Here is a 16,371-nt window from a genome sequence, read left to right on the forward strand (position 1 = left end):
CTTATGCGATATGTAAAAAATTAATCAGTATCGAAACAAATGATTAATTTGTGAAGGGGAACATCGAAAAGGTGTAATGAGTACTGCGCTTTTTAGAGGGGGTACAAAAAGAGCCCAATGAAGGGCTCTTTTTAATTCTTATCAATGTTTATAGTCGGTACTTAAACTAAACCTTGCTCTTTCGCCATTGTGCTTGCAACGCGAGGTGCTTTCCAAATGCTTGGCAGCAAGATGAAAGAAACAGGCACCGCGGTAATGACGATGAAAGATTGCAGCGCAGAGATACCGCCAGAGCCCATCGAGATGAGTGCGATAGCAACGATACCCATGATCAACCCCCAGAACGAGCGAATAACCGCGTTTGGTTCTGTAGAGCCAGTCATAACCACACTGATGGTGTAAGTCATTGAGTCACCTGTCGTGACGATAAACGTTGTCGTTAAGATCAAGAACAGGACAGAAATGAGCATCGGGTAAGGCAGTTGACCAGTAATCGCGAGTAGTGCGGCTGGTAAGTTAAAGCCTTCAAATGCAGATGAAATTAAGCCTGGGTTATCAAGCTCAAATGCTAGACCACTACCACCTACAATGCTAAACCAGAAGCATGTGATAAGCGGTGCAGCAACACTAATAGCCATGATCAATTGGCGAATGGTGCGACCACGCGAGATGCGAGCAATAAAAATTGCCATCATCGGGCCGTAACCGATAAACCAACCCCAGAAGAATACTGTCCACCAGCTTAACCAATCAGTATCACCACGGTAAAGCGCCATTGGGAAGAAGTTATCTACCATGCGGCCAACGCCTTGAACGTATCCGTCAACAATAAAGCTCGTCGGACCGAAAACTAGGATGTAACCAATCAAAAGTACTGATAACACAATGTTGTAGCGACTGATGATTTGAATACCTTTACTCAAGCCACTGAGTGCTGAAAGGGTATACATTAGGATCGCTGCCATGACAACCATGCTTTGAGTAAAGAATGTATCTGGCAAGCCGAACAGAGAGTTCAATGCGTAGCTGATTTGCAGACCTAGGAATCCAATAGGGCCGATTGTACCAGCCGCGACAGCGACGATGCTACATGCGTCAGCGACATTACCAATCCAACCATTAATTGCTTTATCACCAAACACAGGGTAAAGCAGAGTACGTGGTTTAAGAGGCAGACCTTTATCGTAATGTAGATGCATCAGCACAATTGAAGAGAGACCACCAAGGATCGCCCAAGCTAAAAAGCCCCAGTGCATAAATGACTGCGATAGCGCATTGATTGCAGCCGTTTTTGGTGATGCTTCACCATATAGTGGCGGAGCCGAGACAAAGTGAGCGATAGGCTCAGCGGCTGCCCAGAATACCCCACCGCCTGCAAGTAGGGTGCAGAGTATGATTGATAACCACTTAAAGTTATCAATATCTGGTTTCGCTAAACCACCCAGACGCACATAACCTGTGCGACCAAACGCAAGAACCAAACCAATAAGGAAATTGAGAAGAAGCAATACTTGCCAGTAAGCTCCGAAATATTTAGTAGCAAAGCCGAAGCCGGTATTAACCATTGCGGTTAGAGAGTCGGTATTCGTTAGGGCAAGCAAAACGAATAGAGTGAGGAAGCTGCCACTTAACCAAAAAACAGGGTTAGTGAGTTCGAGGCGCTTGAATAAAGAAGGGGGATGGATCGCAGAATAGTCAGCATCCTGAATAGGAGCATGGGAGGCGGCATTCGTCATATTTGACATAATTACTTCGCTTTTTAGGGCCATGAAGCCGTGCATTTCCCCTCATAACGATTCTATGAAAAGTATGAAGGTGTTTAAAAAGCCAATGATATTAGCATATAGAAGCTGAAAATATAACCTTATATTTTTCTTGATTTTTGACGTTTTATCTAAGTCACTGATTTATTGGTAGAGATCGTCTCCATAATTTTCTGTGAAATGCATCGCATTTCGTATGTAAATGACACTTTCCGTATTCTTGTAAGGACTCCTCAGGATTACATTGAGACAACTTGTTTCTTATAAAAACCGAGGTTTCACTCAATGACTCACTTCGAACTGAATGGACAATGGCTACTTACCTCGCCACAACGTCCAGATATCGAAATTCCAATGTCTATCCCAGGGGATAACGTGTCTGCACTTTTACAGGCAGGGCGCATTCCGGATCCTTACTTTGCGGATAATGAAGACAAAGTTCGTTGGATTGAAGAGTGCGATTGGCATATCTCGCGTGAGTTTGATCTAGACGCGTTGGGACTGTCTGCTAAGCAAGTTTGGATGACGTTAACTCGTGTCGATACCTTGGCAACTTTCTACATTAACGGCGAGCTAGTATTAACTTGCAGTAACATGTTTGCCCGACAACGTGTTGATATTAAACCTTACTTAAAGCAAGGCACCAATACGATTCGTGTTGAGTTCGCGAGAGTCGATTTAGAAGGACTGGCGCGAGCAGAAAAACTGCCATTTCCGATCCCCTCTGCGATGGGGAATAACCAAATTCCACATATGAATCTGATCCGTAAAACGCAATGCCATTCGGGGTGGGACTGGGGCATTTGTTTGATGATCTCTGGCATTTATGACCCCATCCAAATTGACGAGGTGAACGAACTGTGGTTGAAAGGATTCTCAACAGATCAGCAATGGCAAGACGATGGTAGTGTTATTATTGATGTATTGGTGGAGGTAGAAACGGATTACCAGAGTCATGAAATCAGCGTTGAATTTAATGGCGAGATCCAAGCAATTCTCACTGAAGGAAGTGGTCTGTATCGCTACGCGTTCCATATGGATGAGCCTCAACTCTGGTGGCCTTCGGGTTATGGTGAAGCGCATCTTTATTTGATCACGGTTTTCAGCGGCGACCAACAATTATCTCGCAAGATAGGCTTACGTCAGCTGAGCCTCAATAATCAAGCGGATGAGCATGGTTCCGCGATGGAGTTTGTGGTCAACGGCACTCCCATTAATGCGAAAGGGGCTAACTGGATTCCGGTTGATGCGATGCCTGATCGCGAATGTGAAAGCCGTTACCGTAACTTGCTGCAAAGTGCCGTCGATGCCAACATGAACATGATTCGGGTCTGGGGGGGTGGTCAGTACGAGAGTGAAACCTTCTATCGTTTATGTGATGAGTTAGGGTTACTCGTTTGGCAAGACATGATGTTTGCTTGCTCGTTGTATCCTTCTAATGAGGACTTCGTAACAAGTGTCGAGGCGGAGCTTCGGTTTCAAATTCAGCGCCTGAAAGAGCACCCATCCATCGCTTTGTGGTGTGGGGATAATGAAGTGATCGGCGCAATTGGTTGGTATGACGAATCCAAACATAACAAAGTCAAATATACGGTGAACTACGATCGCTTGAATCGTGTGGTTGAGCAAGTGATTACCCAGCAGGACAATACACGTCACTTCTGGCCGAGTTCACCGTGTAATGGCGAGTTAGACTTTGGCGATGCATGGCACGATGACAGTAAAGGCGACATGCACTTTTGGGATGTATGGCATTCTGGCAAGTCGTTTAGTGCGTATCTCGACATTAACCCTCGTTTTTGCTCTGAGTTTGGTTTCCAATCTTGGCCATCATTTGCTGAGGTAAAGCAGTTTGTACCAGAGCAAGATTGGAACATCACGTCACCCACTTTCGAGCATCATCAAAAGAACCCAAGCGGCAATAGTATCATCACAGAAATGTTCACCCGCTATTTTCGTTTCCCGTCTGGTTTTGAGCAGATGTTGTATCTGAGCCAAGTGCAGCAAGCTATCGCCATCAAAACCGCTTGTGACCATTGGCGCGCGATTTCACCCGTGTGTCGTGGCATGCTGTATTGGCAGCTGAACGACAACTGGCCGGTGAGTTCATGGTCGAGTTTGGAATACAGTGGTCGCTGGAAGCAACTCCATTACCATGCGAAACGCTTTTTTGCGCCGCAGTATTTGGTGTTTTCTGAGCACACAGGCAAGTTGAGCCTGCATGTATTGAATGATGCGCAAGAGTCAGTCAGCGTACACGCACAGCTTAACTGGGTGAATTGGTTGGGCGAAGTCAAGCAAAGTTGGCAATTAGAACAAACCGTACCGAACGACAGCAATACCATTGTTTGGCAGTTGGATGACGAGTTTGATGCATCAGAGCTTAAGTCTGGATTCTTACATGTTGAGGCGCAAGTAGGTGAAGACCGAATCAGCAATACTTGGTTCAGCACCCATGAGTTAAAAACATTACCAATGGCACAAGCCAACATAAAAGTGGATATCGAAGGTAGCCGCATCTTGCTCACCGCAGACAAGCCAGCGTTTTTTGTTCATTTGGAAAGTGATGTGGATGGAAGGTTTAGTGATTCCAGCTTTACGATGTTAGCGAATACACCCGTTACCGTAGAGTATTTGGGAGAGGATATCTTCGGTATGAAGCAATCGTTACGCGTTTATCATCTCAACAGTGAAGACTAAGCATCTAAACAAGGAACGGTGTGCTTCTTTTTTATCGCTGTTTGGCGATTTGGATGATAACTACTTGAACTTTTGGTAAGTGCGATAGCTAGCGATAAACCCAATGTAAAATAGTGCGACGAGTGTGATAAACGCAGCAACGTGAGCGAGAATACTGTTTAGGCCCAAACCAAAGGCAAGAGTAAAAGCGAGTCCGTGAAAGGCTTCCGCCGGGATTTTATACCAAGCAGCATGGACGGAAGATCCAAATAAGATCAAGGTACTAAGTAAGACAATCGTGCCGCCCATAAAGCCGACCAATTTGCTGTTGTTCATGTTGCAGTCTCAGGTTTTAGCGAGGTAACGTAACAAAATGTTTCAGAGGTGTATTATACAACGGATGGTGGGTATGAGTACTAGAGAAATTTCAATCAATAAAAATGAGGTTCTCTAATTTGGTATAAACCCAAGAGAGGAGTGAGTGACGTGTTGATGTATCTACAAAGGCGTCGTATCAAAAAAGTCATTAAACGTCTTAATGTTAAATTAGTTTCTGGCTACGGGAGTCGAGAGTATTTCTCAGTAGGGCAAGTATTGACAAGTGCCAGTGAGTTGAATAAACGCCAACAGAAAATTGCCTTAGCACTGTATGTGAATCCTCAAGATCTGTGTGTTGAAAACCAGCCAGATTTAAAACTTATGCGCCTAGATATTGCCCATGAATTTTTTAACGGGGCTGAATACACAGCACAAGATGTACTCAATTTACTCGGTTCTGGCGGTTGGAAAGGGGGACGAATGGATGATGGTCTGTCCCATCACTTTGGTATGCACAGCCGATACTAGAACGAGCTAGCTTTGCATAACTGTAAAGCTAGCTCGCCATATTTTGTTACATGCGTTTTCGATACTTTGTTAAGCGATGCGCTTCACTAAGCAGAAATGCTTTTTACCGCGTTGAAGTAACCAATATTGATCAAACAGCGGGAAATTCAAACTCGGGTTCTCGCTAGATACTTTTTCGCCGTTGACGCTAATCGCGTTGTTGCGAATGTGCTCACGCGCCACACGCTTTGAATTTGCCAGACCCGATTCAATCAACAGCTCAACCAAATCTTGTTGCGAGCTTGCAATGTTTGGTAAGCCGTCTAATTCCAGTTGTTCTAATTCGCCTAAATTCAATTGCTGCACATTGCCGCTGAATAGTGCTTGAGTGATGCGCTCGGCACTTGCCAAACCGGCATCGCTGTGGACAAAACGTGTCATTTCTTCGGCGAGAATACGTTGTGCTTGTGGCTTGCCTTGGCTTGCTTGGTCTTGCGCTTCAATGTTGGCAATTTCTTCGCAGCTCAAGAACGTGTAGTAACGTAAAAAGTGGTAAACATCATCGTCTTCTGCGCCAAGCCAAAACTGGTAAAACGCGTAAGGCGACGTTTTGGTTGGGTCTAACCACACGGCTCCGCCTTCAGTTTTGCCAAACTTAGTGCCATCGGATTTAGTAATCAGCGGAAGCGTCAAACCAAACACTTGTTCACTGTTTTGGCGACGGGTCAGGTCGATACCGCTAACGATATTCCCCCATTGGTCATTGCCGCCAATTTGCAGGCGGCATCCATGTTGACGGTTTAGTTCGGCAAAATCGTACGATTGCAGCAGAGCGTAGCTAAATTCGGTAAAAGAGATGCCTTGATCCGGACGCTGTAATCGCTGTTTTACCGACTCACGATTAATCATGGTATTGATAGAAAAGTGCTTGCCGACATCGCGGAAGAAGTCGATCACGTTGATCTGCTGCATCCAATCTGCATTGTTGGCCATTATTATAGGTTTAGTCAGTTGATGAGCCATTAGCTGCTGGATTTGATGCGACAGATCGCTCACCCATCCAGAAACGGTCTCGGCGGAATTCAGGTTGCGCTCTGTTGCTTTAAAGCTGGGGTCACCGATCATTCCCGTTGCCCCACCAATCAACGCAATAGCTTGGTGCCCAGCATCTTGGAAGCGTTTAAGCATAATAAGTGGCACGAGATGGCCAATATGAAGGCTACCAGCCGTTGGATCAAAGCCGCAGTATACCGTTTGAGGCTCAGATAAAAGCGTTTGAATTTCTGCCAAATCACTGGCTTGTGCAATCAAACCACGCGCTTGTAAGTCTTGAATCAGTGTCATCGTTTTGCCTGTCTATGTTTTGGTTGGTTTCAGACTAAAACCTGACACCTTCAGCAGAAATATCCCATAAGGGATGGTTTTCTATTTTGAATGGGTGATGAGATGGTTGAGGAAAAGCTGAAAGAGCTCACTCAACGACGAAACGTTGAGCTGTGAGTAAATGCGCTTTCGATGGTTTTTTACTGTGCCTTGAACTAAATGGAGTCTGGCTGCAATTTCCTTAGTGTCAAAGCCTTGAGCGAGGAGTGACGCCACTTCTTGTTCACGCCGAGTTAACGTATCGGCGCCAAATGTTGTCAAAGCTTGTTCAATGGCTAATCGGATACTGCCTGAATATGAACTCGCAGTAATGACAGGTTCTGACAAGGTAAACTCAGTTTGCTTCCAGTGCTGCTGGCACAGCGATTGAATTAATGAGAAGTAGGGTTGCAACTGACGAGTTTGTTGTTGAGAGAAACGCTGACCTTCTTGCATATATCCGAAGTAAAGCATGACCCAGCGCCCCGGCTCGACTTCGATGAGCATACTCAGTTCGTCTTTCCATCCTGTTTGATGATAGAACTGTTCGCAGTAAGATTGGAAATCAACGCCTTTGCGAGCAACGTCTTTTAGCGTAAAAATACCTTGTTGTTTGCATTCATTTAGTTTGAGAAAAAACGGATCGTTTTGAAACGTATTCGTGAGGTAGCGTTGGAAAAGTAATTCTCGCTCGTTCTCAATCGAATCATAGAGGTAAATAGGATGTTTGCCTTCTCGATAACCTAAAATAACTGCGCAATCAAAATGAAAAAGAGTGCGAATGACACGCATAAGCTTAGGAGTAAAGTTAGGCGTATTTAACGCAGAAATGGCTTCTGCCAGCAGATTATTAAAGTTATTGTCAGGCATGGGGTACCGAGTTGAAGGTGGTTTTGGGCAAGCATAACGAAAACCAATGCAACGAGGAAGGGAAGTGATCGCCTTCTTGTCAGTCCCCCTTAAAAAGTTGCGCAGTAATGCCGTTTTTTATGACTCGCGCTACTGGGAGTTGGTGAGCTCTTCGTTAACCCAATATTTGGAGCCAGACACGTTGGCATCGATGAGCAAGCCTTTTGCATTCAACTGATAAATGGCGACGCCACTGTTAAATTGCTTTGAAAGTTGCTCTGAGTCTTCGCCAGCTACAGCAGAGGCTTCACTCGTGGCCTCCCATCCTTCATTGACGAAAGTGTCAAAGTCTTCTTTGCTCTCAAACAGAACCACTTGTTGGTAAAATTTGCCGCCAGCCCCAAGTGCGACGCCCAAACCAAACATATTCATATAAATGCGCTTTTCTGTTTCTTTATTTACTGCGACACCTGACCCTGAGTTGGTGTGAAACAACAAAGACAATTTACGAGAATCAAAGACCGCGTAGCCGTACGCGTTGTCGTAAATGGCTTTGGCCTCCGGCTTTTCATTAAACAACTTGAGCAAAGCACTATCCGCCATTAAGTCTACAGCTTGGCGAGCTTCTTCTGGCGTGTCGCCTTCCATCAGTTCATCAATTTTCTTGTCGGCTGCATCTATCCATTCTTTGCTTTTCTCGATACTGGCTTCTGTCCACTCGCCCGCGGTATTGATTGCTTCCTCGGACCAATTAGTGAAATCTTGCCACGCTTGTTTTGAAAAGGCTTTGGTATCGTCCCAAGCATCTTTAGCGGTGTCAGAAACCGCTTCGCCTAGCTCAGACATTTTGTTGGAAATATCATCCCAATCTGCGTAAGCGGGAGATGCGAGGAGCATCAATGTGGTAATGAGTGCGATAGACTTTTTCATCAAATTCTCTCTGGAGTTGTCGATACATCATTCATTCTAGGTCAACCTGCCCTAACAATAAAATTTACCGAGTGACGAGCTTGAGAGAGTGAGTGAATGATGAGAAATGATGTGCGAACAACAAAGCCCCCACACAGGGTGTGTGAGGGCTTAACCGTTAAGTAGAATTATTGATTATTAACGTTACCCAGCTTCAACCATGTATCGATAACCGTATCTGGGTTAAGTGATACCGAGTTGATGCCTTGTTCCATCAACCATTCTGCCAAGTCTTCATGGTCTGAAGGGCCTTGGCCACAAATACCGACGTACTTACCGGCTTTGGTTGCCGCGTCAATTGCCATTTTAAGCATTACCTTAACGGCTGGGTTACGCTCATCAAACAGGTGGGCGACGTCGCCAGAGTCGCGGTCCAACCCAAGCGTTAGCTGAGTCATGTCGTTTGAACCGATAGAGAAGCCATCGAAGTACTTCAAGAACTCGTCGGCAAGCACGGCGTTTGACGGCAATTCACACATCATGATGACTTTCAGACCTTGGTCGCCACGGCGCAGATCAAACTTCGCTAGCAAATCAATAACTGATGCAGCTTCGCTTGGCGTGCGCACGAATGGGATCATGAGCTCTACGTTCTTCAGGCCCATTTCGTTACGCACGCGTTTGATGGCTTGAGTTTCGAGTTCAAAACAGTCCTCAAACACAGGAGAGATGTAGCGAGACGCACCACGGAAACCGAGCATTGGATTCTCTTCGTGCGGTTCATACGCGCTTCCGCCAACTAAGTTACTGTACTCATTCGATTTGAAGTCAGACATGCGAACGATAACGCGTTTTGGCCAGAATGCCGCTGCAATCGTTGAAATACCTTCGGTAAGTTTGCTGACGTAAAAATCGATAGGATCGTTGTAACCGCGAATACGTTGAGTAATTTCTGCTTTCAGCTCATCGCTTTGCGCATCAAAATTCAGTAATGCTTTCGGGTGAATACCAATCATCTTGTTGATGATAAATTCGAGACGCGCAAGGCCAACACCTTCGTTCGGAATTTGAGCGAAATCGAACGCACGATCTGGGTTGCCCACGTTCATCATCACTTTGGTTGGTAGCAGCGGTAGTTCATTCACAGAAGAGCGTTTCACTTCAAACTCAAGTTCACCTTGGTAAACGTAACCGGTTTCCCCCTCAGCACAAGATGCCGTTACTGTTGCACCATCCGCGAGTTTGCTGGTTGCATCACCACAACCGACGATGGCTGGAATGCCTAATTCACGGGCAATGATGGCAGCGTGACAAGTACGACCACCACGGTTGGTGACAATCGCAGCCGCTTTCTTCATCACTGGCTCCCAGTCAGGATCCGTCATGTCTGTAACCAGTACGTCGCCATCTTGTACCAGTGACATTTGGTCTAAAGAATCCACTAAACGTACGGTCCCTTTGCCAATGCGTTGACCAATTGCACGACCTTCCACCAAAACGTCAGCTTTGTTGTTGAGCTCGTAACGTTCAATAATGTTTTGCTCGTTTTGTGAGCACACAGTCTCAGGACGAGCTTGAACAATGTAAAGTTTACCGTCGATACCATCTTTCGCCCATTCAATGTCCATTGGACGCTGGTAGTGCTTTTCGATGATCATCGCTTGTTTCGCCAGTTCTTTAATCTCTTGGTCGTTTAGCGAGAACGTGTTGCGTTCTTGTTCTGAAGTGTCAATGATATCAACTTGCTTACCGATCTCTTGGTTATCAGAGTAGATCATTTTGATCAGTTTAGAACCAAACGTTTTTTTGACGATAGGGTATTCACCTGCTTCAAGCATTGGTTTGTGCACGTAGAATTCATCGGGGTTAACCGCACCTTGCACCACCATTTCACCTAGGCCCCACGAAGAGGTGATGAAGACAACTTGGTCGAAACCAGATTCAGTGTCCAATGTGAACATTACGCCAGAAGACGCTTGGTCAGATCGAACCATGCGCTGGATACCCGCAGAGAGCGAGATACCACGATGGTTGAAGCCTTGGTGAACACGATAAGAGATCGCACGGTCGTTGAATAGAGAGGCGTAAACGTGTTTGGTTGCTTCTAGAACAGCATCAATGCCTTTCACGTTTAAGAACGTTTCTTGCTGACCCGCAAAAGAGGCATCAGGTAGGTCTTCTGCCGTCGCAGATGAGCGAACAGCAACAGAAATCTCAGGATGGTTGTCTGTTAGTTCTTGGTAGTTTTCACGGATTTCTTGTTCAAGGTCCGCAGGGAAAGGGGCCTCTAATACCCATTGACGGATGGTGGCGCCTGTCTTGCGCAGAGCTTCCACATCCTCAACATCTAGTTGATCAAGTCGTTGGTGAATACGCTCATCCAAACTTTCGTGATCAAGAAATTGGTTAAACGCGTATGAGGTTGTCGCAAAACCATTGGGTACAGAAACGCCAGCATTCGCAAGGTTAGAAACCATTTCACCAAGTGACGCATTTTTACCGCCGACTTTGTCGACATCATGCATGGATAGGCCATTGAACCAGAGGGTGTTCTTTTGCATGTCTTTCTCCAGAAACATTGCAGCATTAGTAGGGGACTTCATCAAACTAAACAAATGCAGGATCGTTGTGGTCATACAGTTACCGACCATTTGTTCATTTAGGTTGATATCAAAGGCAAACGATTACGTTCTGGCTGAAAAAAATTCGAACGAATTTCCAAAGCTGTGGTGAACCTAACTGAAAGCCAAATTGATTTATTAATATTATGTTTACTATCCTACTCAAAATATTTTGAAAAATTAAACAGAAATGCAAATAAATAACCCAAGTCGTGATGTATTCTATGTTTCTGATGGTACGGCCATAACATGTGAGACATTAGGGCATGTTGTTCTCGGTCAATTTCCGTTCATTCCTAACGAAAAAACCTTTCCGTTCGTAGAAAGCCAGGACAAAGTTGCTGACGTTGTAAAAGAAATTGAAACTTCCTACCAACGCAATGGCGTCAAACCTCTGGTGTTTTTCTCAATTGTCGTTCCAGAAGTACGTGAAATGCTGCTTGAAGCGCCGGCATACAGTTACGATGTGTTGGAGAGTATTGTGCAGAAAGTGCAAGACGACATTCAGATGGCACCAAAGCCTAAGTTGCAGCGTTCTCGCAGCGTGGGTAAAGACTCCGATAGTTATTTTGATCGCATTGCTGCTATTGAATACACATTGGCGCATGATGATGGCATCACGCTAAAAGGCTTGGAGCAAGCGGACATCATTCTGCTTGGGGTATCGCGCAGTGGTAAAACGCCAACCAGTTTGTACATGGCCATGCAGTTTGGTTTGCGTGTTGTGAACTATCCGTTTATCGCGGAAGATGTGAAAGTGATGCGCTTAATGCCGGAGTTTGAGGTTTATCGTCATAAGCTGTTTGGTCTTACGATTGACCCTGAACGTTTGACTGAAATCCGTGAGAGTCGTTTATCCGGAAGTGATTACGCCAGTAGTGAGCAATGTAAGCTGGAGTTGGATACGGTGGAAGCATTATTTAGAAGGGAAGCGATTCCTTACATCAATACCTCGTCTTTATCCGTAGAAGAGATCACTACGCGTATTTTAGAGAAGGCAGGAATGAAGCGTCGGTTGCTCTAGTCCGTACGGCTTTCTTTCTGATCTTTAAGCAAAAAAAGCGGCTCTACCCCGGAACAGATAAGAGCCGCTTGCCAATGGTGTGTGATACCAATCAGAGTTGGTGTCGATTCACACTTTAGCGCATAATCATTTGTTCACGGCCAGGACCTACAGACACCATTTTCACTGGCACGCCCATCAGTTCTTCAATGCGTAGAACGTATTGCTGGGCGGCTGCTGGTAGCTCTTCAAACTTACGGCAACCTGTGATGTCCTCACTCCAGCTTTCCATTGTTTCGTAGATTGGCGTTAGTGCGGCCGTTTGAGGCCAGATTGGGTTCTCATTGTGATCGCCTTCGTAGCCAACACAGATTTTTAGATCGTTAAGGCCTGTGAGACAGTCCACTTTCGTTAACGCAATTTCAGTTGCGGCTTGCAGTTCAACGCCGTTTTTCGTCGCAACGGCATCGAAGTAACCCATGTCACGTGGACGACCCGTGGTTGCGCCGAATTCACCGGCTAGTTCACGGAACGCGTCTTGCTCTTCCATTGCCGTGATCAGCGTACCCGTACCCACAGACGAGCTGAACGCTTTAGCAACCGCAATAACGCGCTCTGGACGAAGTGCAGGAAGGCCACTGCCGATACCCGCGTACATAGACACAACGTTAGAAGAGGTTGTCCAAGGGTACTCACCGTAAACCAGATCACGACCCGCGCCAAGCTGCGCTTCGAATAAAAGCGTTTTGTTCTCTGCCTGTAGTGCTTTTAGAGGAAGCGTCACGTTACAAATAGCATCGCGCCAAGGAGCAGACACTTCAAGCAACCAGTTCGCCAACTCTTCAGCCGTTTGTTCAAACTCGAAGGTAGGGTAAAGCGCACGCAGCTGAGGCAATTTCCAATCCATCATAAATTGCAGGCGTTCCACCAATACGTCCGGCTGCTTCAACCAACCAACTAAGATGCCTTTCTTCATTACGCGGTCACCGTACGCAGGGGCAATACCTTGACGAGTTGAACCGTATGCTTTGTCGCCTAAACGCTGTTCTTCTAGCGTATCTTCTAGTGCGTGTAGTGGTAGACACAGTGTTGCGCGATCAGAGATGCACATATTCACTTTTACGCCCGCTTCTTCAACTTCCGTAATCTCCTGAGACAGTAACGCAGGGCTGATGACCATACCCGGACCTAACACTGCTAAACAGTCTGGGTTGAATACACCACTTGGTAGCTGGTGCAGCTTGAACGTACCTAGGTCGTTAACCACGGTGTGACCCGCGTTGTTACCCCCTTGGAAACGAATGCTCGCAGAAGCCTGCTCTGCCAAAAAGTCAACGATGCGGCCTTTGCCTTCATCACCCCAGTTTGCACCCACAACAACGATAGACGACATAATTTAATCTCCCAAAACAGATGCAAAAATCTTAAGACGTTCGACCCAATAAGAGAAATTAATTATACTCATTAGCTTGATAATAATCTCATATCGGAATGGGCAATGTTAGATTTGAATTGGTTGCGAACCTTCGCCACGCTGGCAGAAGTCAAACATTTCGGCAAAACCGCGACAGAACTGCACATGACGCAGCCGAACGTAAGCTTGCATATCAAGCAGCTTGAGCAAGCCACGCGCACTAAATTAATTGAACGTAATCCCGTGCAACTGACCCAAGCGGGCAAGCGTTTATTCGCTACGGCGCAGCGGATGCTTAATGAGCTGCAAATTTGTCAGTCCGATCTCAATGCCATTAACGATCTTACACAGGGTTCACTTTCTATTGCGGCGAGCGACATTGTTTCGCGCTTACTGCTTATCAAACCTTTCCAACAATTCAAAAGTGAATATCCGGGCATCGACTTAGCGCTGTTCAACACCACGTCTTCGCAAGCGGTGGCGTTGGTGAAAAGTGCGCGCGCTGATATTGGTTTCGTGATCGCACAAAAAGAGAGCCAGCCACTGCACTTTACCTCGTTGACCCAAATCCATTGGTGTGCGTTTGGTGACAATATTTTTGAGTGGCAAGAAAATAAGAAAGAAAGCCAGACATTGATTTTGCTCGGGCACGATACACGAACTCGTGAATTGATTGATGCATCGTTACCAGAATTGACCCTACCAAAACATCGAGTGATGGAAGTGGGCAGCGTAGAGGCTCAAATTGATTGGGCCGAGGCGGGCTTTGGTACCGCCATCGTGCCAGATTTCTCTCTTGACCCAAGGTTGAAAATATCTCGAAAAATAACGCCTCTACCTAGCTTCCCCAATACTGATTTTGGCTATATTGTGCGCCAAAATCAGGTGTTATCTAAAGCCGCTAAACAGTTACTGAATTGGGTTGGGGAAAATGTGTCGGCGGTAGGGGAGTAACGGATGAATGATCATAACATCACGGTTTCGCTTCCATCTCTGATTCATCGCATTGGCGGTGAGAATGCTAAACGCATTAAAGTCATGGTGGAAGATTGCGGGTGTGAAGTTAAGCGAGTCAGGCGCTCTCGTCATTGGCAAGTTTCGGGGGAGGCCTTGAACTTAAAAGCGCTTCTTGAGCAGCTAAAAGCAGGACAATGTGAAGAGCTAAGATTTGTGATGAATAAGTTGGAGAATGGATTATCCGCTCATCAAGATAAATTAGAATCGCTAGAAGACAAACTGATTCGTTTGGTGGGGCAAAACCCGAATATCACGTTGGCAGAGTTGATGGCAGAAACTAACTGTCCGATAGCGCAGGCGAGAACGGCGCGATTTGAAGCGGAAATACTCTAGAGCTGAACGTTTTTATTTACTCATTCTAACGGCCAATGTTACGGTGCGGGCTATTACTAAAAATTAAGGCCATTTCCTTATCATGGACATTTGGAAGCTCCTCCTTTTTATTCCCGCTTGTTTTGCTCTGAATATGACTCCAGGCCCCAACAACTTACTGGCAATGAATAATGCACGTTGTTATGGGTTTCGCGCGGCTTTTGTTGCAAGTTTAGGTCGGATCACCGCTTTTTCTGGCATGATCGCTTTATCTGCTTCGGGGCTAGCTGTGATTTTATATACGTCAGAAATGCTGTTTTTAGCGTTAAAGTTGGTGGGTGCGTTGTATCTATTGTGGATTGCATTCAACCTTTGGCGTTCGGAATCGAGCCCGATCTCTGAGTTAACTAATTCACGTAACTATGCAGGGCTTGCGAAACAAGAGTTTACGCTTGCCGCCGGTAACCCGAAGGCGATTCTTATTTTTACTGCATTTTTGCCCCAGTTTGTCGATGTGACGGCGAATATTAATGAGCAGTTTTTTGCCCTTGGCTCCACGTTTTTGATTTTAGAAATGGTCGCCATTTCAATTTATGCGATTTTTGGTTTGTACCTTCGACACTGGTTTTCAAATCCAAAAATGGCGAAACGTTTCAATCGCGGATGTGCACTGTTCTTAGCGGCATCTGGTGCCAACTTGCTCCTAAGTAAGCAGTAGAAACCACGGTAAATCGAACAAAAAGAGCCGCCTGATACGAGATCAGCGGCTCTTTTTGTTGGGTTAGCTGAAGGTGGTCGGTGTTTACCACATCAAATCATCAGGTACGACAAAATCTGCGTATGGGTCGTCTTCATCTGGAGTATCTGATTCCGGCTCTTTCTGGTCGATAATGACAGATTCATCTCGTTGCGCGATTTTGTTCGCCACTGAACGTGGGATAACAACGTAGCTTCCATCTACCACAGCGATCGCTAAAATGCCGGCGCTCAATTGCTTGCGAATCATTGAGTCGACATAAAGCGACTTCACTAGAGTACCATCAGTAAAGTTGTATTTGATGTCGCCATCTTTCAAGTCAATCTTATTCATCTCGATCAACTGGTTGATTTGCGCCTTAATTTCTTTACTTAATCGTTCTGCTTTTTGCTTCTCGTTGAGCTGTTGATCGTGCTCTAACTGCTGACGTTTATTCTCTTCAACCGCCTCTTTTACTTCACGTGCTTGAACGCGTGATTTTTTAGAGCCTTTTTTCGCTTTTTTCAGTTTTTTCTCATTAACCAAGCCAGCTTTCAGCATTTGTTCTTGAAGGGTTAGTTTTGCCATGTTTCATCCAGTCAGTGCGTAATTTCGTACATTTTACCCAGTCCTTATCAGCAAAGAAAGGGTGATGAGGATGGGTTGAGCAAATTATCGGACTCTAGCAAGTGTATGCATTCCAGAGCGGCTGGCCATTTAAAGCACCAATGGCGAGAGGGGCGGGTGCTGACCAAACTTCATCTTGATATGGTTGCGATTAAATCGGGAATAGTGGAATGTCACTTCTCATCCCGTTGGGTTTTCGTGGATAGTTTTCACGGCAAAAATTGTTTGTGTTTGTGCTTGGGTGTATTTCCTCT

At 45.7% G+C, this 16,371-nt stretch carries 14 protein-coding genes; 6 read left to right on the plus strand and 8 right to left on the minus strand.

All coding sequences use genetic code 11. From position 1 onward, the window contains the following. Positions 1–161 precede the first annotated feature (161 nt). Positions 162–1,745, minus strand: coding sequence for a BCCT family transporter (locus ATG66_RS01310; RefSeq protein WP_179885561.1), 1,584 nt, complete (start codon positions 1,743–1,745; stop codon positions 162–164). A 303-nt stretch (positions 1,746–2,048) separates the two neighbouring features. Between ATG66_RS01310 and ATG66_RS01315 the strand changes: the two genes are divergently transcribed. Continuing rightward, the gene (locus ATG66_RS01315; RefSeq protein ID WP_098413612.1) at positions 2,049–4,463 is read left to right on the plus strand and encodes a beta-mannosidase; all 2,415 of its coding nucleotides are present in this window, start codon (positions 2,049–2,051) and stop codon (positions 4,461–4,463) included. Between the two features lie 60 nt (positions 4,464–4,523). Here the strand turns inward: ATG66_RS01315 and ATG66_RS01320 are convergent, their stop codons facing one another. After that, the gene (locus tag ATG66_RS01320) at positions 4,524–4,778 is read right to left on the minus strand and encodes a hypothetical protein (protein WP_098413613.1); all 255 of its coding nucleotides are present in this window, start codon (positions 4,776–4,778) and stop codon (positions 4,524–4,526) included. 150 nt (positions 4,779–4,928) lie between these two features. Between ATG66_RS01320 and ATG66_RS01325 the strand changes: the two genes are divergently transcribed. After that, positions 4,929–5,288, plus strand: coding sequence for a DUF6559 family protein (locus tag ATG66_RS01325; protein WP_098413614.1), 360 nt, complete (start codon positions 4,929–4,931; stop codon positions 5,286–5,288). Positions 5,289–5,357: 69 nt separating this feature from the next. Here the strand turns inward: ATG66_RS01325 and tyrS are convergent, their stop codons facing one another. From tyrS to ppsA, 4 genes are all read right to left on the minus strand, one after another. Then, on the minus strand, positions 5,358–6,611 hold the full coding sequence (gene tyrS, locus ATG66_RS01330; RefSeq protein WP_098413615.1) for a tyrosine--tRNA ligase: 1,254 nt from the start codon (positions 6,609–6,611) through the stop codon (positions 5,358–5,360). An 81-nt stretch (positions 6,612–6,692) separates the two neighbouring features. Continuing rightward, positions 6,693–7,499, minus strand: a complete 807-nt coding sequence (locus ATG66_RS01335) for a helix-turn-helix domain-containing protein (RefSeq protein ID WP_098413616.1) — start codon at positions 7,497–7,499, stop codon at positions 6,693–6,695. Positions 7,500–7,628: 129 nt separating this feature from the next. Beyond that, positions 7,629–8,408, minus strand: a complete 780-nt coding sequence (locus ATG66_RS01340; RefSeq protein ID WP_098413617.1) for a hypothetical protein — start codon at positions 8,406–8,408, stop codon at positions 7,629–7,631. Between the two features lie 167 nt (positions 8,409–8,575). Continuing rightward, complete coding sequence (gene ppsA, locus ATG66_RS01345; RefSeq protein ID WP_179885604.1) at positions 8,576–10,948, minus strand: phosphoenolpyruvate synthase; 2,373 nt, start codon at positions 10,946–10,948, stop codon at positions 8,576–8,578. A gap of 250 nt (positions 10,949–11,198) precedes the next feature. On the opposite strand from ppsA, the gene ppsR reads away from it, so the two are divergent. Then, a complete protein-coding gene (gene ppsR, locus ATG66_RS01350; protein ID WP_098413618.1) occupies positions 11,199–12,032 on the plus strand; it encodes a posphoenolpyruvate synthetase regulatory kinase/phosphorylase PpsR in 834 nt (277 codons plus the stop codon). Between the two features lie 115 nt (positions 12,033–12,147). Here the strand turns inward: ppsR and ATG66_RS01355 are convergent, their stop codons facing one another. Further along, positions 12,148–13,404, minus strand: a complete 1,257-nt coding sequence (locus tag ATG66_RS01355; protein WP_098413619.1) for an adenylosuccinate synthase — start codon at positions 13,402–13,404, stop codon at positions 12,148–12,150. 105 nt (positions 13,405–13,509) lie between these two features. On the opposite strand from ATG66_RS01355, the gene ATG66_RS01360 reads away from it, so the two are divergent. From ATG66_RS01360 to ATG66_RS01370, 3 genes are all read left to right on the plus strand, one after another. Next, positions 13,510–14,379 (plus strand): LysR family transcriptional regulator, encoded by an 870-nt coding sequence (locus ATG66_RS01360; RefSeq protein ID WP_098413620.1) that lies wholly within the window; start codon positions 13,510–13,512, stop codon positions 14,377–14,379. 3 nt (positions 14,380–14,382) lie between these two features. Then, the gene (locus ATG66_RS01365; RefSeq protein WP_098413621.1) at positions 14,383–14,775 is read left to right on the plus strand and encodes a ribosome recycling factor family protein; all 393 of its coding nucleotides are present in this window, start codon (positions 14,383–14,385) and stop codon (positions 14,773–14,775) included. Between the two features lie 82 nt (positions 14,776–14,857). Beyond that, the gene (locus ATG66_RS01370) at positions 14,858–15,472 is read left to right on the plus strand and encodes a LysE family translocator (RefSeq protein WP_098413622.1); all 615 of its coding nucleotides are present in this window, start codon (positions 14,858–14,860) and stop codon (positions 15,470–15,472) included. Positions 15,473–15,556: 84 nt separating this feature from the next. On the opposite strand, the gene ATG66_RS01375 is transcribed toward ATG66_RS01370, so the two are convergent. Beyond that, entirely contained in the window at positions 15,557–16,078 is a 522-nt protein-coding gene (locus ATG66_RS01375; protein WP_098413623.1) for a DUF2058 domain-containing protein, read from the minus strand. Positions 16,079–16,371: the final 293 nt, after the last annotated feature.

Source organism: Vibrio sp. ES.051, from assembly GCF_002563795.1.
Taxonomy (GTDB): Bacteria; Pseudomonadota; Gammaproteobacteria; order Enterobacterales; family Vibrionaceae; genus Vibrio.